The following is a 20969-nucleotide window of genomic DNA, read 5'->3' on the forward strand; positions in this document are numbered from 1 at the left end:
TCCAGCAGACATGATGAATCAGATATTCTCGCCGATGGGAATCCCTCGCGATTCCGTCAGGTCAGATTATGCTCTAGAGCCCGAAAGAGAAAACCCAAGGGTTGGTTTCGTACCCCAGGCGCGGCTTGGGCTTGCTTGTGTCGGTCTGTGATGAAATGGCGGTGCCGGTTGCCGTACAATCCAATTTTGCTGCCTTTACCGCCTTGATCGACAGACCAGCACATGCATTGGCAGTGACCTTCGCCTTCTTTTCGTGCGCCACGGCGGCACTTGACGCGGCAAGGACAATAGCCGCGCACGCGATAGCAGTTTTCATTAAAATCTCCTATTTTAGGAAAAACTAATGAAAAGTTAACGTAACGTCAGATAGGCGTCAACGGATAGATCGACCCCGGCGGTGCCATCAAGTCCGCGGTCGGTGCACGTGATTTCGGGAACCGAATTGTGCCCCACTCGGTACAACTCGACCCGAGAGCCCTTGGGGCCTCCCAAAGCTTCAGTGCGCCAGATGCGGAGGGGAGGCGGCCCGGCTGCCGGGGGTTTTTCCTTTGGGGGACCAGCAGCCGAGCCATGCCGGAGTTCCTCCCGGCTGATCTGATCATGCCCCTATATTAGCAAGAACGCAAATGCGATTTGGAATCTGAAATGAGCGCTCCGGGAGGCGCCAGCGCGCGCCAGAGGCTTCGGCGATGTAGGACAGCGGCGGCGGGAAACGCATACAGGCGGGGCTGCTACGCTTGCAAATCCGTAAGATAGGTCTTCATCGCCCGATGCGGCATACCAGCTTCCTCGAACGCGTCGCCATAGGCTACGAAGCCGAGCTTCTCGTAGAACGAGATCTTGTCCGCCTGGGACGTGAGATAAAAGCGGCTCTCGCCACGCGACCGCGCGATCTTCATCCCCGCCTGCATCATCCGCGAGGCAATGCCCTTGCCCCGTGCATGGCGCAGCACGGCGACACGGCCGAACTTGGCGTGTTCGGGCAGGAAGACAATCCGCAGCGTGCCGACGACATCGCCGCCGTCGATGGCGACAAGGTGGATGGCCTCGGCGTCATAGGCATCCCGTTCCACCGTCTCGGGCACGTTCTGTTCGACAATGAACACCTTGCGCCGGACTTCGAGTGCGAGGGCACCTAGGTCAGAGGCAATGGAGACGGGGAGGATCGTGAGATCGGACATGGTGAAGTTCAACCATTGGAACGCGAATACGATCGCAGCCGGGATTCGGGATCAGCCCGCGATAGCGGGCCTTAGAGCGATTCCAAAAGTCGATCGCGAACCAAGGACCAAGTTCGCTGCCATCTTGGCGGCAAACGCGCTGTACGGGCTTCCCTGCCTCTTCTGAGGGGTTTTCAAGGCGCTGGCAAGATCATCGAAAGCGATGCAGGTTGAACCACTGTTTTCCCTCGCAGACAATCAGTCATAGATGATCTGGCTGCGCGATCCGTCCAACGTCATGAAGCCGATGTGCCGCCGATCCTGATAGAACTCGCACGAGGCGACCGACCGATGGGGGGCATGCGCCTTGTTGCGGATTTCAAATTCGATCGTCACCTTCAGCGGATCAACTTGCTCCGTGACGCTGATGCGCCTGTAGCTCTCGTGACTCTCACCATGCAGTTCGAAAAACCGCAGAAAGTTCTCACACCGTGCGATCGGAGTCAGCGCCGGCTCCGAGGCTGCCGGCGAAAGCATCAATGCGTAGGCGCACAACGCGGCCAGGATCGCGGTCATTTCCTCAACCTAACGCCGGCGCCGCCGTCGACCATCTGTCCGTCTTCGAGGAAGATAACGCCCGCTTCACGGAGGGCGCGCTCCAGGACTTCCAGTGTGACGTTGCGGGGGGTAGACATTCCGGTCTCGAAATTCTGGAGCGTCGCAACGCCGACCTTGGCCGCGTCGGCGAGGTTCTGCTGCGTCCATGATACGAGCGCGCGAGCGGCGCGGCACTGCGTCATCAATTCGATCATCCCCTTCGATCACCCCCTAGACACCTTCGTGCAAGGCGTTGGTCGCGTCGAGGGGCTTTCGAAAAAACCTCTGTCGCGTTTCGCACTTCGCCAACCAGCGCGGTTTCGACGGCAGCCAGGAATGCGTCTGCGTTGCCAAGTTCATCGTGACGTTCGAAACGATGCTGGCGACGTCGGCGGCGACGGTAAAGCACACCGAGATCAGCGATGAAGAGTTTTTCGGCCCGACTGGCGGGGCGACAGTCAATTAACTCGAAGACCGGCTATTTTTTGGCCCGGCGACTTCGGCTTCCGGATCTTTTGCATTCAACGGAACGAGATGCCGGGAAGCCGGTTAACTGGATATGCCAATCAAGGTCAAAGAACCTCCGGCGAGGCCGGACCCGAAGAAGCCACCTGTCCGTCGTCCCGACGAGGAAGAATCGCCACAGCCCAAACATGTCGATCCACCGCCGCGAGATGTGCGAGAGGCACCAGTACCAAATCCCAACGGCGACAAGAAATCCTAAGCGTTCCGCAAGCGAAAAAGGGCCCGGCTGCTTCGGGGGATGCTATGTCTGTGGCGGAAAAGTCACGCAACTCGAATATCCAGCACTTCAACTGGCGCGAGCTTACTATCCAGCTAAGCGAGGCGTACCGTTGTCCGCGGGTAAAAGGGGACACTCCTCCCGAACTAGCGCCCGCTGCGGAATAAGGTGGCGGGCGTTTTCTTTACCCCGAAAAGGCCCGGCGGCCACCGGCTTGCCAGGCCTTTCTTGTGCTTTGCAGGCTTGCGAGCATCACTTATGCGATTGCTGGAAGCCGGCCACGTCGTATTGAGATACGCTCTTCGGGTTCTTTGAGTTCTGCGGCTGCTCGCCGGCATAGTGTGTTCCCGCATTCCCATCGGGATTGAAGGCAGAACCCGGGGCAGAGCTGGCGTGGCCAGGGGTGGTGCTACCTGTTTCAGAGGTGCCGATCGTTTGGCTGGGCTGACCAGTCGTGCCTGTTACGGTATGGACGTTGGCAGCCAAAGCCGTGCTGGCGGAGGCTATGAACAAGCCGGCGATCATTGGCGTGAGGAGATGCTTCACGGTGTTCTCCTTTGCGTTTCAGGAAGGCGCTCGGGGTTAAGAGCACCCGGCATGAAGCACGAACGCTTTTCGGGCCCGCTTTTATTCCGGTGGCTTCGGCTTCCGGGCCTTTTTTGTTGGATGATTCTCGGCCCATACTGGCCAAATCTTGGACAGAGGCCGGTAAAAATTCACTAAGTGCTTGATTTTGTGGTACGCCCAAGGGGAATCGAACCCCTGTTACCGCCGTGAAAGGGCGGTGTCCTGACCGCTAGACGATGGGCGCGCTCAGATGAAAGCGGCTTATACTGACGTTGCACGCAACCGGCAACCCGTCTGTGGCCGCTCGCGACAACTTTTTTCCGACCTGTCGAAGCGATCGATTTGCGCGGCCTTGACACCAGTTTCCGGCCGCTGCCCAACAAGACGACCGCGTTGATTTGCGAACTCTTTCAGACGATTGCGAGCCACTTCGACATTGGATCGCCCTGCAACACCAGATTCTGCTTGGTGTCCGGCTGGCCCACTCCGAAATCAGCCCTCGTCACCGCCGCTGCGCCTCCGGCAGCGCCAGTTCCAGTCGCGCTCGGGACCGACATCGACGTGAACCGATTCGGTGTGGCAGTAGGTGCCGACGCCGCCACGTCCGGGCATCGTCCTGATATAGCTCGCCAACTCCCATTTGGACACGCCGGGCACCTGGATGTCGGCGGCGGCGCAATACATGTGCAGCGAGTTCTTGGCGCCGTTGGCGCGACGGTTGCGGGCAGGGTCGCGATAGCCCGAGGTGACGACCATCTTGCGGCCGTAATGGCCTTCGATCGTCTTCAGTACCCGCACCAGAGACGGCTTCAGGCAGGCCACATCGACGCTTTCGTTCTGCCTCAGCAGCCCGTTGGGCGCCAGGCGCGCCATGCCGGCGGCGGACGCAACCTGATAGGAGCCGCCTTCGTCCTCGTTGAGGTCGACGTCGCTTTCATCGTCGAGGCCGGATTTGCGCTTGATCTCGAACAGGGCCGTCTGGCGCACGCCAGGCAGGGCGTCGCTCCCCGTGATGTGACCGGCTTCATCACCGGTCGAAGCCAAGTGTATCGGCTTTGCCGTGGAATCGGCCGAGGCCAAAGTGATGATCGGCTTTGCCGCCGCCGGCGCTGGTTTGGCCTGCGCGGCCGGCTGTTCGCCCGATCGCGTGTTGACCAGCGGAGCAGGCGTCGCCGAGGCAGGCGTGGCGCCAAACATCGAGGCCAGGAAGCCTCTTTTCTTCGGCGGCTCGGCTTGCGGCATTTCACCCGCGGGCAAATAGACCGGATTGTTCATCACCGGCGCCGCGGCGGCCTTTGCCGCCGTCACGGCGGCATCGGCGGCGGCGATCTTCTGCGCGACCGCGTCGGTCTGCTGCGCCGTCTGCGCCGGCTGCTGGAAGGCCTGTGGCGTTTGTCCCGCGATCGTTTGAGCGCCGGCCGGCGTTATCAGCGGAAAGGCGGCTTCGGGCTTGGTCATCGGCACGTAGGCGACCGTTTCGGGCAGCGCCGTGTCACCTTCGCTCATCACGGTCGTTTGCGTGGCCGTCATCTGCGATGACGAATCGGCGGTGGCGACCGGCTTACTGGTGGTTGCCGCGTGGATGTCCGAAGAGGAGGTATTGTAGCCAGGCATCACGACCGACATTGTCGGGTCGCCGGCCGATGTGCAGGAGGCCAGGAGCACGGAGCAGAGCGCTGCCACGACGGCGCGGCGGTCTCCCTTTGCGAGGCTCCATCCTGCTGATTTCAAAGTCAATTCCCCCTCGATGTCCGGTCGGTTTGTCCTTGGCGCAACGCCTGGGCATCGGCGTCAAGGCAACCTTTGTCTCCGATCCGGAAACGAGACCTGTGTCAAATCAGCAAGCCTGGAAGTATTTTTGCAGTAATCGCCTAATTACGGCCGCTTGATGGTTGACGACACCATTTCGCCCGCTTTTGACGGTCCGTCAACTCACCACACATTACAGTCCGTTACACACGCACCTTCACATAGGTGCCGGGAGCATCGCCCAAGGTTTTCATATGCTTGCCGGGTTTGCGGGCAGGCACGCGGGTGTTGTCCTTGGCCTCTATCCAGTTCTGCCAATGCGGCCACCAGGATCCGGGATGCTCGGTTGCGTTGGCTATCCATTGGGCGAAGTCACCAGTCGGCGCACCGCTGGTCCAGTACTGGTATTTGTTGGATGCGGGCGGATTGACGACGCCGGCGATATGGCCCGATCCCGCCATCACATACTCGACCTCGCCGCCGAAAAATTTCGAGCCGAGGAAGACGGACAGCGCCGGCGCGATGTGATCTTCCCTGGAGGCGAGGTTGTAGATCGGAATGGTGACATCGCCGAGCGAGACCGTGTGCCCCGCCAGTTCCATCGTGCCGCGCGACAGGTTGTTCTCGAGATAGCAATTGCGCAGGTAGAAGGAGTGGTTGGCCGCCGCCATGCGGGTCGAATCGGCGTTCCAGTAGAGCAGGTCGAAGGGCAGGGGTTCCTTGCCGCGCATGTAGTTGTTGACGACATAGGGCCAGATCAGGTCGCCGGACCGCAGCATGTTGAAGGCGGTCGCCATCTTGGTGCCGTCGAGATAGCCCTTTTCATTCATCGATTTTTCCACCGCCGCGACCTGTTCCTCGTCAACGAACACTTTCAGGTCGCCGGCATAGGTGAAGTCGACTTGCGTGGTGAAAAAGGTCGCCGACTTGATGCGGTCGTCGCCTTCCTTGGCCATCAGCGCCAATGCCGCCGCCAGCAGCGTGCCGCCGACGCAGTAGCCGATCGCGTTGACGTCCCGTTCGCCTATGGCTTTCTCGATCGTGTCGAGGCCGTATTGCAATCCTTCCCTGATGTAGGCTTCCCAGTTCTTGGCACCGTGACGCTCGTCCGGATTGATCCAGGAAATGACGAAGACGGTATGGCCCTGCTCGATTGCCCAGCGGATGAAGGATTTCTGCGCGTTGAGGTCGAGTATGTAGAACTTGTTGATCCACGGCGGGCAGATCAGCAGCGGGCGTTTCAGCACCGTCTCGGTTGCCGCCTCATACTGGATGATCTCCGCGACATCGCTGCGGCCGACGACCTTGCCGGGCGTGGTGGCGATGTTCTTGCCGATCTCGAAGGGAGAATAATCGGCCTGGCGCAGCTTCAGGTCGCCCTTGCCAGCGGCGATGTCCTCGGCCAGCATCTTCATGCCGCGCACCAGGTTCTCGCCGTTGGAGGCCACGGTTTCGCGAAACAGTTCCGGGTTGGTCAGAATGAAATTCGACGGCGAGATGGCGTTGGACACCTGCTTGACGTAGAAGCTCGCCTTGTGGCGGGTGTGCTCGTCCAGACCTTCGGCGTGCTCGACCAATTCGGACGCCCAGCGCGAGGTGACGAGATAGGCCTGCTTGAGGAAATCGAAGAAGGCGTTGCGGCCCCATTCCGGATCCTGGAACCGCTTGTCGCCGCGCTCGGGCTTGACGGCATCGTCGGGACTCTCGGCGTTGGGGTTGACGCGCTGGATGGCGTTCGCCCATACGGTCATATAGCCGGCGAACAGCCGCGTCTGCGCTTCGAGCGCGCGCTGCGGGTCGGCAAGCCAGTATTCGCTGAGCTTGGAGAACGTCTTGACCATGTCGACAACCGGTTCGGCGACGTGATCGCGCACTTCGCCGCGTTCGCGCGGCTCGGCCCAAGCGGACGCCGCCTTGCCGGCCTGCTCGACCATCCGCGCCATATTCAACGCGAAGCGCTCCGGATCCTTCACCAGATATTGCTCGACGGTCGAAGGCTCGTCATCTTCCGCTTGGCCCGAATCGGGTGTCTTGGACATGGTTCGCGGGGTTCCTCCCGAAGCGTTTTCTTGACATATTAACATGGGACATCCGGCAGGGTCCAATCTCGCTCTACCCCGGCTGCCAAGGAAACAATATGACGATTAATATTGGCGAGACTGTTTTTTTTGGTGCCGCACGCTTTTGCCGCATCGGCACGGCGGTGATCCTGCTGGGGGTTGCTGGGTGTTCGAGCACGAATACCAGCGGTCCGGTGCCGATGGCCGAGGATGCGGGCCCGAAGGATACCGGCACCTTTCCGAATCTGAACATCCCACCGAAAGTGGCGAACAAACAGTTCACCGAAGCCGAGAGGAATGCGAAACTCGCCGAACTGAAGGCCGACGAGAATGCACAAGCGCCCAAAGGGGGCGCCCCAAAGGTCACCAATCAGGCGACGCTGACGGATCTGGCCAAGCAGCATGGCCCTCAGACGCTGAAGCAGATCGAAGGCAAATGCGACCCCGCCCTCGACCCTACCTGCAAATGAGTATATAGCGCGCGCCCAACGCCCCCGAGTGTCTGGGCTCTTTCGATGTCTGGAACCGCCATGGAAGAATTTCACAAGGTCCGCCGCCTTCCGCCCTATGTTTTCGAGCAGGTCAACCGGCTCAAGGCCAGCGCCCGTTCGCGCGGCGCCGATATCATCGACCTCGGCATGGGCAATCCGGACCTGCCGACGCCCAAGGCCATCGTCGACAAATTGTGCGAAGTGGTGCGCGATCCGCGCACGCATCGCTATTCCTCCTCGCGCGGCATTCCGGGACTGCGCCGGGCCCAAGCGGCCTACTATCAGCGCCGCTTCGGCGTGAAGCTCGACCCCGACACGCAGGTGGTGGCCACGCTTGGCTCGAAGGAAGGCTTCGCCAACATGGCGCAGGCGATCACCGCGCCCGGCGACGTCATCCTGTGCCCCAATCCGACCTATCCGATCCATGCCTTCGGCTTCATCATGTCGGGCGGCGTCATCCGTTCGCTGCAGGTCGAGCCCGATGACGGCTTCATTCCGGCGGTCGAGCGGGGTATCCGCCATTCGATCCCGAAGCCGCTGGCGCTGATCCTCAACTATCCGTCGAACCCGACCGCGCTGGTCGCTTCGCTCGATTTCTACAAGGACGTGGTGGCATTCGCGAAAAAGAACGACATCATCATCCTGTCCGACCTCGCCTATTCGGAGATCTATTTCGACGGCAATCCGCCGCCTTCGGTGCTGCAGGTGCCGGGCGCCATCGATATCTGCGTCGAGTTCACCTCGATGTCGAAGACCTTCTCCATGCCTGGCTGGCGCATGGGCTTTGCCGTCGGCAACGAGCGGCTGATCTCGGCGCTGACCCGGGTGAAGTCCTATCTCGATTACGGCGCGTTCACGCCGATCCAGGTGGCGGCCGCACATGCGCTCAACGGCGACGGCGCCGACATCGCGGAGGTGCGTGAGGTCTACCACAAGCGCCGCGACGTGATGGTCGATGCCTTCGGCCGCGCCGGCTGGACCATTCCCGCCCCTGCGGCCTCGATGTTCGCCTGGGCGCCGATCCCCGAACCTTTCCGTCATCTCGGCTCGCTCGAATTCTCCAAGCTGCTCATCGAACACGCCGACGTGGCCGTGGCGCCCGGTGTCGGCTTCGGCGAACATGGCGACGATTTCGTACGCGTGGCGCTGGTGGAGAACGAGCACCGGATTCGACAGGCGGCGCGCAATATCAAGCGCTTCCTGTCGACCAGCGCCAAGCAGCCCAACAATGTGGTGCCGCTGTCCGCCCACCGGTAAGCCGTAAACAATTTCGATCTGACTTGAGGGACATCGCCTGCTATGGCTGAAGCACTGCGTGTTGGAATTGCCGGACTTGGCACGGTCGGTGCGTCGGTGGCGCGCGTGCTGCGCGACAAGGCAGCGGAACTGACCCGGCAATGCGGGCGCGACATCACCGTCACCGCGGTGTCGGCGCGCGACCGGAAGCGCGACCGCGGCGTCGATCTCTGTTCGGCGACATGGTTCGAAGACCCGGTCAAGATGGCGCAGACCGCCGACATCGACGTGTTCGTCGAGCTGATCGGTGGCGATGAGGGGCCGGCGCGCTCGTCGGTGAAGGCGGCGCTCGAAGCCGGCCGTCACGTCGTCACCGCCAACAAGGCGCTGCTCGCCAAACATGGCGTGGCGCTTGCCGAAATCGCCGAGAAGAAGGGTGTGCTGCTCAACTATGAGGCGGCGGTGGCAGGCGGCATTCCTGTCATCAAGGCGATGCGCGAGGCGATGGCCGGCAATTCGGTCACCCGCGTGTTCGGCATCCTCAACGGCACCTGCAACTATATCCTGACGCGCATGGAGGCCGAAGGCATCTCGTTCGACGCCTGCCTGAAGGACGCACAGCGGCTCGGCTACGCCGAAGCCGATCCGACCTTCGACATCGAGGGCCACGACACCGCGCACAAGCTGTCGATCCTGACCAGCCTTGCCTTCGGCACGAAGATCGCCGCCAACGACATCTACATGGAAGGCATTTCCAACATCACCCAGGCCGATATCCGGGCGGCGGGCGATCTCGGCTACCGGATCAAGCTGCTCGGCGTCGCGCAGCGCACCGAAAGCGGCATCGAGCAGCGCGTCCACCCGACCATGGTGCCGACTGCCTCCGTCATCGCGCAGGTGCATGGCGTCACCAATGCGGTGGCGATCGAGACCGACATCCTCGGCGAACTGTTGCTTTCAGGTCCCGGCGCTGGTGGCAATGCCACCGCCTCGGCCGTCATCGGCGACGTCGCCGACATCGCCAAGAGCCGCCCAGGCTTCCAGCACGGCCCTGTCTTCGGCCGGCCGGCGAAGGAGCTGAAACCCTACAAGAAAGCGCAGATGCGCAGCCATGAGGGCGGCTACTTCATCCGGCTGACCGTCCATGACCGCATCGGTGTGTTTGCCGCAATCGCCAAGCGCATGGCCGACAACGATATTTCTCTGGAATCGATCGTCCAGCATGCGGTCAGCGGCGAGGCGGCGGCGCAGAAGACGGTCATCCTCGTGACCCACGAGACCACCGAGGCCGCCGTTCGCAAGGCCGTCGACGGCATCACCAAGGACGGCCACCTGACCGACAAGCCGCAGGTCATCCGCATCGAGCGGGCAGGGTAGCGCCCGGGCGCCGTCGGGCGGGGCCTCGCCGGTGTCACTTCGCAGATAGCCGTGATCGGCCGGAACGAAACCGCGCCGGCGCCGTTCTCTTGGTCAACAACCAAGGGAGCCGTTTGATGGCCGACACCAACAAGTCCGACAGCCCGAACATCGACGACATCCAGAAGACGCTGGAAAAGCAGATTGCCGAACTGCGCAAGGAGATCACCAAGATCAACGAGAGCATTTCGGCGCGCGGCGCGGAAATGCTGAACGATGCCAGCGAGCAGGCTTCGGACTTCTACGATACGGCCGCGACCCGTGCGTCGCGAACAGCACAGCAGTTGCGCAGCCAAGCCCAGGCGGTTTCAGACGTCGCACGCGAAAACCCGGGCACGACGACCGCTGTTGTCGGCATGATCGGGCTGCTCGGCTTTCTGGCCGGGCTTGCTGTTGGCCAGTCGATGAACGACACGTCGCGCCGCTGGTATTGACCAACACCGAGCCGACGTCGCCGGCTCGGTTTCCGATTTCAGGAATTGATTTCAAGGAGGGGCACCATGGCGTCATCCGTGTTGATCGGCATACTGATCACGTTCCTGGTCATCATTCTGGTCCTCTATTTGGTTCAGCGCCTGCCGCTCGATGCCAGGATGAGACAAATCGTCCAGATTATCGTCATCATCATCGGCATCGTTTCGCTGCTCAGATATCTCGCGGTTTTCTAAGCGGCAATTCGCGTTTCAGGCTGCGCCGATTCCTCGGGAACAGGCCAGCATCGTTTTAAGAATGCGGTTTAATCGATTGATATCGCAGGCCTTTCGATAAAACTCCCGGCAGGTCTTGCCGTTGTCATGCTCGTTTGACAAAACAGGCGCGCCTCCGGCGGGAGGTGGCATGCAAACGAGGATTTCCCCAATGAATGTGGCCCAGAACATCGTCGCCGGTCTTGACCGGATTCTCACCATGGAGTTGGTGCGCGTCACCGAACGGGCCGCGGTCGCGGCTGCAAGGCTGCGTGGCCGCGGCGACGAGAAGGCCGCCGACCAGGTCGCCGTCGATGCCATGCGCCAGGAACTCAACCGCCTCGCCATCAAGGGCACTGTAGTGATCGGGGAAGGCGAGCGGGATGAGGCGCCGATGCTGTACATCGGCGAGGAGGTCGGCACCGGCAAAGGCCCGGCGGTCGATATCGCGCTCGATCCGCTCGAAGGCACGACGATCTGCGCCAAGAACCTGCCGAACGCGCTCGCCGTCATCGCCATTGCCGAGAAGGGCAGCCTTCTATTTGCCCCTGACGTCTACATGGACAAGATCGCCATTGGCCCGGGCTATGCGGAAGGCGTCATCGACATCGATGCCTCGCCGGCCGAGAACATCGCCAGCCTGGCCAGGGCCAAGAGCGTCACGGTGTCTGACATCACGGCCTGTATCCTCGACCGGCCGCGCCACGCCAGGCTGATCGACGCCGTGCGCGCCACGGGAGCCGCGATCCGGCTGATCGGCGATGGCGATGTCGCCGGCGTCATCCACACCACCGATCCCGATGAGACCGGCATCGATATCTATCTCGGCACCGGCGGTGCGCCGGAAGGCGTGCTGGCGGCCGCCGCACTGCGCTGCACCGGCGGCCAGATGCAGGGCCGGCTGATCCTCGACACGCCGGAGAAAATCGCACGTGCCGCCAAGATGGGCATTTCGGATCCGAAGCGGGTCTACCGGGCGGAGGACATGGCGCGCGGCGATGTGCTGTTCGCGGCCACCGGCGTCACCGACGGCAACATGCTGGCGGGGGTCAAGTTCGGCCGCACCTACATCACCACCCATACGATCGTGCTGCGCTCGTCATCGCGGACCGTGCGGGAGATCAAGGCCCGGCATCAGGATCTGGATAAGTTCTAGACCCGCTTGCGAAGCCGCATCGCAGTTGTTAGCCATTCGGTTGCTGCTGACGGTGGCGAGTGGTGCGGTCGGCCAATGATTTCGGTGCGCGGCTGAAAGGCGGAAAGCGTAGTTCTTCTTGAGATCTCCCGCGACGGCGTACCATCCTGAACCGCTTGGCTTCGCCCGCCTTTGGCCTATCCTGCGACCAATCATGAGTCGGCAAAGCGCATGACGGGCGAAAGCCGCCTTTTCCTCGATGTCAGACAGTCGGCTACCGGTCTCTCCTGGGAGCACCGGCTGACCGAACGGCAGGACATGATCGCGCTTGCCATCGCGCAGGGCCATGGCGTGCCCGACATTGTCGCGCGCGTCCTGGCCGGGCGTGGCGTGACAGCAGAGCAGACCGAGCGGTTCATTGATCCGACGATCCGCGACCTGTTGCCCGATCCGGCCTCGCTGACCGACATGGACAGAGCCGCCATCCGCATCGCGGCCGCGGTGATGGCGCGGGAAAAGGTCGCGATCTTCGGCGATTACGATGTCGATGGCGCCGCCTCGTCGGCCTTGCTGAAGCGGTTCCTGACGCATTTCTCCGTGCCGTCGGAAATCTATATCCCGGATCGTATCTTCGAGGGCTATGGTCCTAATCCCGAGGCCATGCGCGAACTCGTCTCGCGTGGCGCGACGCTGATCGTCACCGTCGATTGCGGCACCAACAGTGCCGTTTCTGTCGATGCAGCCAATGCGGCCGGCGCCGATGTCGTGGTGCTCGACCACCATCAGGTCGGCGGCGCCTTGCCAGCCGCAATTGCGGTCGTCAATCCGAACCGCGACGACGACCTTTCCGGGCAGGGCCATCTCTGTGCCGCGGGCGTGGTCTTCCTGGCCCTGGTGCAGACGGCAAGGGTGCTGCGCGGCCTGACTGACGCCACCCCGCCGGATCTGCTTTCGCTGCTCGATCTCGTCGCGCTTGCCACCGTCTGCGATGTGGTGCCGCTCACCGGCGTCAACCGCGCTTTCGTCGTCAAGGGATTGCAAGTGGCGCGCCAGCAGAAAAATGAAGGGCTGGCCGCATTGGCACGGGTTTCGCGGATCGGCGAACCGGTCAGTACATTCCATTTGGCCTACCTGATCGGCCCTCGCATCAATGCCGGCGGCCGCATCGGCGACGCGGCGCTCGGCAGCCGGCTGCTTGCGACAGACGACCCGGTCGAGGCGCGGACCATCGCCGAAACGCTCGACCGGCTCAACCAGGAGCGGCAGCTGATGGAGCAGGAGATGCTGGCCGCGGCGCGCGCCGAGGCCGACGCCGAGCTTGCGGGAGGAAGCGGGCCGGCGATCGTCGTCACCGCCAGCAACAACTGGCATCCCGGCATCGTCGGCCTGCTTGCCTCGCGGCTGAAGGATCATGCGCGCCGGCCAGCCTTCGCCATCGCTTTCAATGCCAACGGCACCGGTACCGGGTCGGGCCGTTCGGTTTCGGGATTCGATCTGGGGAGATTGGTTCGCGAAGCCGCCGACGCCGGGCTGATCGTCAAGGGCGGCGGCCATGGCATGGCGGCCGGCATCACCGTTGAGCGTGTCAGGCTTGGCGAACTCAGGGCTTTTTTCGAGGAACGGGCGGCAGCCGACGTGTTTCGGCTGCAGGGCGAGGAAAGCCTTGCGATCGACGGCGCGCTTGCGGCGGAAGGTGCGACGCTCAGCCTGCTCGAAGCGCTGGAAAGTGCGGGGCCTTTCGGCGCCGGGCATGTCGCGCCGGTTTTCGCGCTGCCGCGCCATCGACTGGCCGATGCCAGGCCGGTCGGCACCAACCATATCCGCGCGGAGCTGCAGTCGGAAAGTGGCGGACGCCTCCAGGCGATCGCCTTTCGCGCCGTCGACACAGCACTTGGCGAATTCCTGTTCAAGAACCGAGGCAAGACAATCCACGTCGCCGGATCGCTGTCGGGCAATTACTGGAACGGCAGCCGCACGGTGCAATTTCGCATTGTCGACGCGGCGCGGGCGTAACCCCTGAGCCGCGTTACTCAGCTGGGCGGCGCATAGCGGAGCAGCGTCACCTGCGCAGACCAGCATAACCAATTGGGGGCGCGGCATCGCTCCGTCAATTGAACGGCACAGCAGGCTTCTGAAGGGGATAGCTCTAGGCCAGAACCGACTGCAGCCTAGTCAGTTCGCCTATCTGCGCCATGGTCGCCTGGTAGCCGAGCTGGATCGCCTCGTCGGCGCGATGGAACTCGGTCAAGCCGATATGGCTGAGCTTGGGCTGCAGCGACATGTCGGGCGGATCGCCGGCAAGCCTGGCGCGCGAGATGCGGTCCTGGATGATGTTGAAGGCCTCGACCATGACACCGGTGATACCGAGGCGCGTCTGATGCGACTGGTGGTCCGGATCCAAGTGGCCGGCGCGGGGGGCGTCCTTCTCGACAACCAGCTCGCCGGCGCTGTGCTTTATCACGGCAGCGCGGCCGAACAGGTCGTAGTGGAGGTTGACCGCAACGACCAAAGGCTGCTCATAGGCACGGCAGACCGATACCGGCACGGGATTGACCAACGCTCCGTCGACCAGCACTCGGCCGTTGCAATTCACCGGCTCGAACACGCCAGGCAGTGCATAGGATGCGCGCATGGCCGTGATCAGCGAACCGCTCGACAGCCAGATTTCGTGGCCGGTGCGGATTTCCGATGTGACACAGACGAATGGCTTGGGCAGGTCTTCGAAGCGAACGCCCGCCACATGCTCGCGCAGACGCGCATCCAGTTTCATGCCGCCGAAGAGGCCGCTGCCGCGCAGATTGAGATCGAGGAGGCCGAAGATGCGCCGCCTGGTAAGGCTACGGGCGAACTCTTCCAACTCATCCAGTTTGCCGGCGAGATAACAGCCCCCGACCAGCGCGCCGATCGAGGTGCCGGCGATCATCGAGACTTCGATGCCCGCCTCATCGAGCGCGCGCAGCACGCCGATATGGGCCCAGCCCCTGGCGCAACCACCGCCGAGGGCCAGAGAAATTCCTGTTTTCCTGGGAGATTTCGTTTCGGATGCGCCGCCGGGAGAGGACAGGCCATTGGCCTCCCTGACATCTGGTCTGTTACGCAATGACGCCCACTCGAGCATCATGATCTCCCTTGTCCCAAGGCTAATATACGGACGGGCCGTATCGAAATGATGAATCTGTGTGGTTGGTATGAGGCAGAAGGTTCAAGCTCAGGTCTTTCGATACGTGGTTTGCGCATCGAACAGCGGTTTGCTGCCATCGTCGGCAAGCGTCCCCTTGCCGTCGACCAGCCCCACCGTCCGATAAAAGCATGAACGCCGGCCGGTGTGACAGGTTGCGTCGTGGCCCAACACTTTCACGCGGAGCCACAATGCATCCTGGTCGCAGTCGGTGCGCATCTCGATGACATGCTGGAAATTGCCCGAGGTTTCGCCCTTTTTCCAAAGCGTATTGCGCGAGCGCGACCAATAGTGGGCGACGCCACTCTCCAGGGTCAGCGCCAATGCCTGTGCGTTCATGTGTGCGACCATCAGCAGCATCCCGTCTTCGGCATCGGTGACGACGACGGTAACAAGGCCGGCAGTGTCGAAGCGCGGTGAAAACACCGCGCCTTCCTCCAGAGCCTTCTTGTCTGACGGAGCTTCGGGAAATTCCAGTGCCGACATCGCCGATGTATTTTCCTGTTTGACCATGATCTTATCCGAAAACCGGTTCCCACGTTTCGGGATCATGGTCTAGCGATATCGGCCTAGGCGTTATGCCCGGCCGCCACGCACCATGGTGACAAAACGAACCTGCTCCTCGGGCGTGTCCTTGAAGACGCCGGTGAAGGTGGAGGTGAGTGTGGTGGAGCCCTGCTTGCGGATGCCGCGCATGGCCATGCACATGTGCTCGGCCTCGATCATGACGGCGACGCCGCGAGGGTTGAGCACATCCTGGATAACGCCGGCGATCTGCGCGGTCAGCGCCTCCTGCGTCTGCAGGCGATGGGCAAAGATATCGACGACGCGCGCGATCTTCGACAGGCCGACGACCTTGCCATCCGGCAGATAGCCGACATGCGCCTTGCCGATGATCGGCACCATGTGGTGCTCGCAATGCGAATGGAACTGGATGTCCTTTACGATGACGAGGTCATCATAGCCGGCGACTTCCTCGAACGTACGGCCGAGTTCCTCTGCCGGGCACATATCATAGCCACCGAACATCTCGCGGAAGGCCTTGGCCACGCGTTTGGGCGTGTCGATCAGCCCCTCGCGGTTCGGATTGTCGCCGGTCCAGCGCAGCAGGGTGCGAACGGCGGCCTCGACCTCGGCTTCACTCGGCCGGTCGGTGACCGGCTTTTCCATGTAGGCGGACTGGGGCATGAGTTTCTTGATGACGGCATCCATAAAGGCGTCTCCCGTAGTTCCTCTCTCAGGAGGAACGAGTTGAACGGACCACGACCTTTCGGTGTCGGAAACTCGCCCCGTTTCCAGCCCCGTAAGCGGCGTGAACTTCCCGGCCAGGACAGCGGGCATGCGTCGCCTTGTCGTTACCGGACTGCCAGCATTATATAAGACCGTAGCGAGCGAAAGGAAGACGCGGCAGCGGCAATCGCTGTTCGCTTGGCGGCGACGGATTGGAAAATAATGATCAATGACGTCTATAACGCGAAAATTCTCGGTTTTGCCGGAAACATCGCCCGCATCGGCCGGCTCGATCATCCTGACGCAACCGCAAAGGCGCATTCCAAGCTGTGCGGTTCGACGGTTACCGTCGACCTCAAGATGGCGGACGGCGTGGTTACAGACTTCGCCCATGACGTGAAGGCCTGCGCACTTGGCCAGGCATCGTCCTCGATCATGGCGCAGCATGTTGTCGGCGCGAGTGCCGAGGAGTTGCGCGCGGTGCGCGATACGATGCTGAAGATGCTGAAGGAAAATGGCGAACCGCCGGAAGGGCGCTTCGCCGACCTCAAATATCTGGAGCCGGTGCGCGACTACAAGGCACGGCATGCCTCGACCATGCTGACCTTCGACGCCGTGGTCGACGCGATCGGTCAGATCGAAAAGAAGCGCGCCGAAGAAGCGGCTTGAGTTTGGAATGTCGCGGTATGGTGCACCAGCTTCGCGGCCGGACTGGCCGTGGGCTGCTATTTGCCTGGAGCCTTGCCGTCGCATTTGCGTCGAGCGGCGGACGTCGCAGCGACGAGCCGGCCAGCCCTGAGCGATGGACATCTCCGGTCGACAGACAGCCATTTCGCTGCTCGCGCCCATGACAGCACGGGGGTAGAGGCGGGGATTGCGTTCTCGCGACGAAGCTCACATCTATCGCGGAGAAACGCGATACGGAGAACAGCGGTGGATCCGCATGGACATGGGGATAGCGCCGGACCGGCAAGGCATGGCCGCAACTGGCCCGGCCCGTGGCGCAAGACGCCCGGCCGTCTCCTGGGCACGTCGCTCGTGTGCCTCTACCAGCTGACGCTGTCCGGCTTCATCGGCAATTCCTGCCGGCATCTGCCGACCTGTTCCGAATACGCGCATGAGGCGATCGCCCGCCACGGCCTGTGGGCCGGCGGCTGGATGGGATTTTTCCGCGTGCTGCGCTGCGGGCCATTCGGCACGCACGGGATCGACCTGGTTCCGGAAGTGCTGGCGGACCGTTATGTTTGGTTCATGCCTTGGCGCTATTGGCGGATCGGCAGAAAAGGCGGCAAAGCTAGCAGCAGAGGATAGTCCGGAAACGGGTGGCGACGCCTGCGGGCCGAGGTGACTCTGAGACCTCCAGGATATGAGGTTTGCCATGATGTCGCTGTTTCTTGCCATTCACATCCACGCTGCAAAACGGGGCGATGGATTGCTGCCCGAATTTCTCGGAGCAAGGCCGCAGCCCCGCGACCTGCCGAAAGCCATGAATGAAAACCCGACCAGCTCCGCTCCAGTCGTCAAAGGTGCTTCAAAACCTGATCCGCATCTGCGCAAGGCCGTTCGAAAGCCGGTCATCCTTTAGGCTGCGTTTACGATCCGGTAGGGTTAACGCGAACCTGCATAAAGACTGCGCATTTGAGACAAAATCGAGACAAGAGACCTCGTTAAGCCGCTTCCCGAACCCCCTTCTGGAGCGAGCAGAAAAATGCGCAATGTCGATCGTCTTCCTTTTATCCTGGCCGGAGTCCTCTTCCTGCTCGCCTGGCTGCTGGGGTTTCCGATGCGCGCGCAGTCGGCGCCGCTGGAGGATGTGCAATGCACGCTGATCGCCGACGCCGCGACGGGCAAGACGCTCTACCAGGACGGGGTATGCGACCAACGGTTCAGTCCCGCCTCGACGTTCAAGGTGCCGCTTTCGCTGATCGGCTATGATGCCGGGATCCTGAGCGATGAGCATACGCCAACCTGGAACTACAAGCCGGAATTCAATGCGGTGAAACGGGACCAGAAGGCCGTCGATCCGGCGATTTGGGAACGCGATTCGGTTCTCTGGTATTCGCGCGAGATCACGCGCCGGCTCGGCAACGAAAAGTTTGCCGGTTATGTCTCCAGGTTCAATTATGGCAACGGCGACGTTTCCGGCAATCCCGGTAAGGATGATGGGCTCACCCGTTCCTGGGTCAACTCCTCGCTGCAGATCACGCCGGTCGAACAGGTCGCCTTCCTGCGCCAGGTGCTCGCCGGCAAGATGCCGGTGTCGGCGAAGGCGCATGAAATGACACGCGCCATCATGCCGAGCTTCAAGGCTGGCGATTGGGCCGTTCAGGGCAAGACCGGCAGCACCCGGCTCGGCGAGGGTGGCAAGGGCAGGCGCTCGCTCGGCTGGTTTGTCGGCTGGGCGCAGAAAGACGGCCGTCAGGTCGTGTTCGCCCGGCTCGTCGTCGATGCCAAACGGACTGACATGCCGAAGGGGTTGGCGACACGGGCCGCATTCCTGAAGGACCTGCCGCAACTGATCCAGTGAGCCGGGCTTTACGGCGGCGGCATCTGCTCATAAAAGACTGCCGCCGCCGGACGCCTCCGGCTAACCTGATGCACGCCGCAGGCCCGAACCGCTGTCGACGTGCATTTTACCACCCGCGCTCGTTTGCGGGACTGGATAGGAGATTTCAATGCTGAATTCCGTTTCCCTGACATTTCCCGATGGCTCCGTCCGCGAATACGACGCGGCGATGACCGGTGCCGGTCTCGCCGAATCGATCTCGAAGTCGCTGGCCAAGAAGGCGGTCGCCTATGCCATCGACGGCACCGTGCGCGACCTCAGCGATCCGCTCGGCAAGTCTGGCAAGGTCGAGATCATCACCCGCGACGACCCGCGCGCGCTGGAACTCATCCGTCACGACACCGCGCACGTGCTGGCGGAAGCCGTGCAGGAGATATGGCCGGGAACGCAGGTGACCATCGGGCCGGTGATCGAGAACGGATTCTACTACGACTTCGCTCGCAACGAGCCGTTCACCCCGGACGATTTTCCGGTGATCGAGAAGAAGATGCGCGAGATCATCGCGCGCAACAAACCGTTCACCAAAGAAGTCTGGTCGCGCGAGAAGGCGAAGAAAGTCTTTGCCGAGAAGGGCGAGCGCTACAAGCTTGAACTGATCGATGCCATTCCCGAGGACCAGGACCTCAAGATCTATGCGCAGGGCGACTGGTTCGATCTCTGCCGTGGCCCGCACATGGCCTCGACCGGCCAGATCGGCAACGCCTTCAAGCTGATGAAGGTGGCCGGCGCCTATTGGCGCGGTGACTCTAACAACCCGATGCTGACGCGCATCTACGGCACGGCCTGGGCCGACCAGGCGCAGCTCGAAGCCTATCAGACGATGCTGGAGGAGGCCGAGAAGCGCGACCATCGCAAGCTCGGCCGCGAGATGGACCTGTTCCATTTCCAGGAAGAGGGGCCGGGCGTCGTCTTCTGGCACGCCAAGGGCTGGAAGATGTTCCAGAACCTGGTCAACTACATGCGCCGCCGGCTCGACGAACAGGGCTACCAGGAGGTCAACGCGCCGCAGGTGCTCGATAAAAGCCTTTGGGAGACGTCAGGCCACTGGGGCTGGTATCGCGACGCCATGTTCAAGGTGACGGTCGCCGGCGACGACACCGATGACGACCGCATCTTCGCGCTGAAGCCGATGAATTGCCCGGGCCATGTGCAGATTTTCAAGCATGGGTTGAAATCATATCGCGATCTGCCCGTAAAGCTTGCGGAATTCGGAAATGTGCATCGCTACGAGCCGTCGGGCGCGTTGCACGGGCTGATGCGCGTGCGCGGCTTCACGCAGGACGATGCGCATATCTTCTGCACGGAGGAGCAACTGGCGTCGGAGTGCCTGCGCATCAACGACCTGATCCTGTCGACCTATGCGGATTTCGGTTTCGACGAAATCAGCGTGAAGCTGTCGACGCGGCCGGACAAGCGTGTCGGCACCGACGAAGCCTGGGACCATGCCGAGGCGATCATGGGCAGCGTGCTTGAGACGATCAGGTCGAGGTCCGGCAACCGGATCAAGACCTCGATCAATCCGGGCGAGGGCGCCTTCTACGGGCCGAAGTTCGAATATGTGTTGAAGGATGCCATCGGTCGTGAATGGCAGTGCGGCACGACGCAGGTCGATTTCAACCTGCCGGAACGCTTTGGCGCCTTCTACATCGGCTCGGATTCGGAGAAGAAGCAGCCTGTCATGGTGCATCGCGCCATCTGCGGTTCGATGGAGCGCTTCCTCGGCATCCTGATCGAGAACTATTCCGGCCATTTCCCGCTGTGGTTCGCTCCGTTGCAGGTGGTGGTGGCAACGATCACGTCGGACGCCGACCAGTATGCGACCGAAGTGGTGGCAAAGCTCAAGGCCGCCGGCTTGTCTGTGGAAGCGGACCTGCGCAACGAGAAGATCAACTACAAGGTCCGCGAGCACAGCCTGGCCAAGGTGCCGGTCATCCTCGTCTGCGGCAAACGCGAAGCGGAAGAGCAGACGGTCAACATGCGCCGCCTGGGTTCGCGCGACCAGGAGTCGCTCGGCCTTGCCCAGGCGATCGCACAACTGAGCGAAGAAGCCATCACACCCGATCGCCGGCGCAAGCGCGCTGCCTGAACGAAAACGGATTCGATCGAATGGCGGTGGAGCGATCCACCGCCATTTTCACATCCCTGTCACGCCGATC

At 62.0% G+C, this 20969-nt stretch carries 22 protein-coding genes and 1 tRNA gene; 12 read left to right on the forward strand and 11 right to left on the reverse strand.

Annotation, left to right across the window (positions count from 1 at the left end; translation table 11 throughout):
• Window positions 1–73 precede the first annotated feature (73 nt).
• From FJ548_RS26300 to phaC, 8 genes are all read right to left on the reverse strand, one after another.
• A complete protein-coding gene (locus tag FJ548_RS26300) occupies window positions 74–316 on the reverse strand; it encodes a hypothetical protein (RefSeq protein ID WP_140610163.1) in 243 nt (80 codons plus the stop codon).
• 415 nt (window positions 317–731) lie between these two features.
• On the reverse strand, window positions 732–1181 hold the full coding sequence (locus FJ548_RS26305) for a GNAT family N-acetyltransferase (protein ID WP_140779397.1): 450 nt from the start codon (window positions 1179–1181) through the stop codon (window positions 732–734).
• Window positions 1182–1418: 237 nt separating this feature from the next.
• Complete coding sequence (locus FJ548_RS26310) at window positions 1419–1736, reverse strand: hypothetical protein (protein WP_140610161.1); 318 nt, start codon at window positions 1734–1736, stop codon at window positions 1419–1421.
• The gene (locus tag FJ548_RS26315; protein ID WP_246678774.1) at window positions 1733–1972 is read right to left on the reverse strand and encodes a helix-turn-helix transcriptional regulator; all 240 of its coding nucleotides are present in this window, start codon (window positions 1970–1972) and stop codon (window positions 1733–1735) included. Before FJ548_RS26315 ends, FJ548_RS26310 begins: the two co-directional genes overlap by 4 nt.
• Before the next feature lie 779 nt (window positions 1973–2751).
• On the reverse strand, window positions 2752–3045 hold the full coding sequence (locus FJ548_RS26320; RefSeq protein WP_140610160.1) for an adenylate cyclase: 294 nt from the start codon (window positions 3043–3045) through the stop codon (window positions 2752–2754).
• Between the two features lie 190 nt (window positions 3046–3235).
• Window positions 3236–3310 (reverse strand) — tRNA-Glu (locus FJ548_RS26325).
• Window positions 3311–3558: 248 nt separating this feature from the next.
• Window positions 3559–4803: a YcbK family protein gene (locus FJ548_RS26330; protein ID WP_140779398.1), complete on the reverse strand. Its 1245-nt coding sequence runs from the start codon at window positions 4801–4803 to the stop codon at window positions 3559–3561.
• Between the two features lie 215 nt (window positions 4804–5018).
• On the reverse strand, window positions 5019–6854 hold the full coding sequence (gene phaC, locus FJ548_RS26335; RefSeq protein WP_140610158.1) for a class I poly(R)-hydroxyalkanoic acid synthase: 1836 nt from the start codon (window positions 6852–6854) through the stop codon (window positions 5019–5021).
• A gap of 98 nt (window positions 6855–6952) precedes the next feature.
• Here phaC and FJ548_RS26340 point away from each other — a divergent pair, with 98 nt between their 5' ends.
• From FJ548_RS26340 to recJ, 7 genes are all read left to right on the forward strand, one after another.
• On the forward strand, window positions 6953–7345 hold the full coding sequence (locus tag FJ548_RS26340) for a hypothetical protein (protein WP_140610157.1): 393 nt from the start codon (window positions 6953–6955) through the stop codon (window positions 7343–7345).
• Between the two features lie 60 nt (window positions 7346–7405).
• A complete protein-coding gene (locus tag FJ548_RS26345) occupies window positions 7406–8623 on the forward strand; it encodes an LL-diaminopimelate aminotransferase (protein ID WP_140610156.1) in 1218 nt (405 codons plus the stop codon).
• 42 nt (window positions 8624–8665) lie between these two features.
• On the forward strand, window positions 8666–9979 hold the full coding sequence (locus FJ548_RS26350; RefSeq protein ID WP_140610155.1) for a homoserine dehydrogenase: 1314 nt from the start codon (window positions 8666–8668) through the stop codon (window positions 9977–9979).
• A 116-nt stretch (window positions 9980–10095) separates the two neighbouring features.
• A complete protein-coding gene (locus FJ548_RS26355; protein ID WP_140610154.1) occupies window positions 10096–10452 on the forward strand; it encodes a hypothetical protein in 357 nt (118 codons plus the stop codon).
• 66 nt (window positions 10453–10518) lie between these two features.
• Complete coding sequence (locus FJ548_RS26360) at window positions 10519–10686, forward strand: Thivi_2564 family membrane protein (RefSeq protein ID WP_140610153.1); 168 nt, start codon at window positions 10519–10521, stop codon at window positions 10684–10686.
• A 190-nt stretch (window positions 10687–10876) separates the two neighbouring features.
• Window positions 10877–11860, forward strand: coding sequence for a class II fructose-bisphosphatase (glpX, locus tag FJ548_RS26365; protein ID WP_140779399.1), 984 nt, complete (start codon window positions 10877–10879; stop codon window positions 11858–11860).
• Window positions 11861–12070: 210 nt separating this feature from the next.
• Window positions 12071–13852, forward strand: a complete 1782-nt coding sequence (recJ, locus tag FJ548_RS26370) for a single-stranded-DNA-specific exonuclease RecJ (protein WP_140779400.1) — start codon at window positions 12071–12073, stop codon at window positions 13850–13852.
• A gap of 133 nt (window positions 13853–13985) precedes the next feature.
• Here recJ and FJ548_RS26375 read toward each other — a convergent pair whose 3' ends face one another.
• From FJ548_RS26375 to folE, 3 genes are all read right to left on the reverse strand, one after another.
• Window positions 13986–14960, reverse strand: a complete 975-nt coding sequence (locus tag FJ548_RS26375) for a patatin family protein (RefSeq protein ID WP_181168913.1) — start codon at window positions 14958–14960, stop codon at window positions 13986–13988.
• An 87-nt stretch (window positions 14961–15047) separates the two neighbouring features.
• Complete coding sequence (gene hisI / locus FJ548_RS26380) at window positions 15048–15503, reverse strand: phosphoribosyl-AMP cyclohydrolase (RefSeq protein WP_140779416.1); 456 nt, start codon at window positions 15501–15503, stop codon at window positions 15048–15050.
• 90 nt (window positions 15504–15593) lie between these two features.
• Complete coding sequence (gene folE, locus FJ548_RS26385) at window positions 15594–16229, reverse strand: GTP cyclohydrolase I FolE (protein ID WP_140610150.1); 636 nt, start codon at window positions 16227–16229, stop codon at window positions 15594–15596.
• Window positions 16230–16469: 240 nt separating this feature from the next.
• On the opposite strand from folE, the gene FJ548_RS26390 reads away from it, so the two are divergent.
• The 5 genes from FJ548_RS26390 to thrS all read left to right on the forward strand — a co-directional run bounded on the left by FJ548_RS26390 (window position 16470) and on the right by thrS (window position 20899).
• Complete coding sequence (locus tag FJ548_RS26390; protein ID WP_140610149.1) at window positions 16470–16916, forward strand: iron-sulfur cluster assembly scaffold protein; 447 nt, start codon at window positions 16470–16472, stop codon at window positions 16914–16916.
• Window positions 16917–17180: 264 nt separating this feature from the next.
• Window positions 17181–17558 carry a membrane protein insertion efficiency factor YidD gene (gene yidD / locus FJ548_RS26395; RefSeq protein WP_140779401.1) on the forward strand — a complete coding sequence of 126 codons (378 nt, stop codon included), beginning with the start codon at window positions 17181–17183 and terminating at the stop codon, window positions 17556–17558.
• 67 nt (window positions 17559–17625) lie between these two features.
• On the forward strand, window positions 17626–17832 hold the full coding sequence (locus FJ548_RS26400; protein WP_140761919.1) for a hypothetical protein: 207 nt from the start codon (window positions 17626–17628) through the stop codon (window positions 17830–17832).
• A 123-nt stretch (window positions 17833–17955) separates the two neighbouring features.
• Window positions 17956–18774: a class D beta-lactamase gene (gene blaOXA / locus FJ548_RS26405; RefSeq protein WP_140779402.1), complete on the forward strand. Its 819-nt coding sequence runs from the start codon at window positions 17956–17958 to the stop codon at window positions 18772–18774.
• Window positions 18775–18922: 148 nt separating this feature from the next.
• Window positions 18923–20899, forward strand: a complete 1977-nt coding sequence (gene thrS / locus FJ548_RS26410; RefSeq protein WP_140761913.1) for a threonine--tRNA ligase — start codon at window positions 18923–18925, stop codon at window positions 20897–20899.
• The last annotated feature ends 70 nt before the right edge of the window (window positions 20900–20969 follow it).

Origin of the sequence: Mesorhizobium sp. B2-4-17 (genome assembly GCF_006441275.1) — a bacterium.
In the GTDB taxonomy this organism is placed as follows: Bacteria; Pseudomonadota; Alphaproteobacteria; order Rhizobiales; family Rhizobiaceae; genus Mesorhizobium.

Excerpts from the sequence above, each read along its gene's own strand:
- FJ548_RS26390 (WP_140610149.1), top strand. The coding sequence starts at position 16,470 with ATGATCAATGACGTCTATAACGCGAAAATTCTCGGTTTTGCCGGAAAC.
- FJ548_RS26315 (WP_246678774.1), bottom strand. The coding sequence starts at position 1,972 with ATGATCGAATTGATGACGCAGTGCCGCGCCGCTCGCGCGCTCGTATCA.
- hisI (WP_140779416.1), bottom strand. The coding sequence starts at position 15,503 with ATGTCGGCACTGGAATTTCCCGAAGCTCCGTCAGACAAGAAGGCTCTG.
- FJ548_RS26360 (WP_140610153.1), top strand. The coding sequence starts at position 10,519 with ATGGCGTCATCCGTGTTGATCGGCATACTGATCACGTTCCTGGTCATC.
- FJ548_RS26400 (WP_140761919.1), top strand. The coding sequence starts at position 17,626 with ATGATGTCGCTGTTTCTTGCCATTCACATCCACGCTGCAAAACGGGGC.
- FJ548_RS26300 (WP_140610163.1), bottom strand. The coding sequence starts at position 316 with ATGAAAACTGCTATCGCGTGCGCGGCTATTGTCCTTGCCGCGTCAAGT.
- thrS (WP_140761913.1), top strand. The coding sequence starts at position 18,923 with ATGCTGAATTCCGTTTCCCTGACATTTCCCGATGGCTCCGTCCGCGAA.
- FJ548_RS26305 (WP_140779397.1), bottom strand. The coding sequence starts at position 1,181 with ATGTCCGATCTCACGATCCTCCCCGTCTCCATTGCCTCTGACCTAGGT.
- FJ548_RS26355 (WP_140610154.1), top strand. The coding sequence starts at position 10,096 with ATGGCCGACACCAACAAGTCCGACAGCCCGAACATCGACGACATCCAG.
- FJ548_RS26350 (WP_140610155.1), top strand. The coding sequence starts at position 8,666 with ATGGCTGAAGCACTGCGTGTTGGAATTGCCGGACTTGGCACGGTCGGT.
- glpX (WP_140779399.1), top strand. The coding sequence starts at position 10,877 with ATGAATGTGGCCCAGAACATCGTCGCCGGTCTTGACCGGATTCTCACC.
- FJ548_RS26310 (WP_140610161.1), bottom strand. The coding sequence starts at position 1,736 with ATGACCGCGATCCTGGCCGCGTTGTGCGCCTACGCATTGATGCTTTCG.
- phaC (WP_140610158.1), bottom strand. The coding sequence starts at position 6,854 with ATGTCCAAGACACCCGATTCGGGCCAAGCGGAAGATGACGAGCCTTCG.
- blaOXA (WP_140779402.1), top strand. The coding sequence starts at position 17,956 with ATGCGCAATGTCGATCGTCTTCCTTTTATCCTGGCCGGAGTCCTCTTC.
- FJ548_RS26375 (WP_181168913.1), bottom strand. The coding sequence starts at position 14,960 with ATGATGCTCGAGTGGGCGTCATTGCGTAACAGACCAGATGTCAGGGAG.
- recJ (WP_140779400.1), top strand. The coding sequence starts at position 12,071 with ATGACGGGCGAAAGCCGCCTTTTCCTCGATGTCAGACAGTCGGCTACC.
- FJ548_RS26340 (WP_140610157.1), top strand. The coding sequence starts at position 6,953 with ATGACGATTAATATTGGCGAGACTGTTTTTTTTGGTGCCGCACGCTTT.
- folE (WP_140610150.1), bottom strand. The coding sequence starts at position 16,229 with ATGGATGCCGTCATCAAGAAACTCATGCCCCAGTCCGCCTACATGGAA.
- FJ548_RS26345 (WP_140610156.1), top strand. The coding sequence starts at position 7,406 with ATGGAAGAATTTCACAAGGTCCGCCGCCTTCCGCCCTATGTTTTCGAG.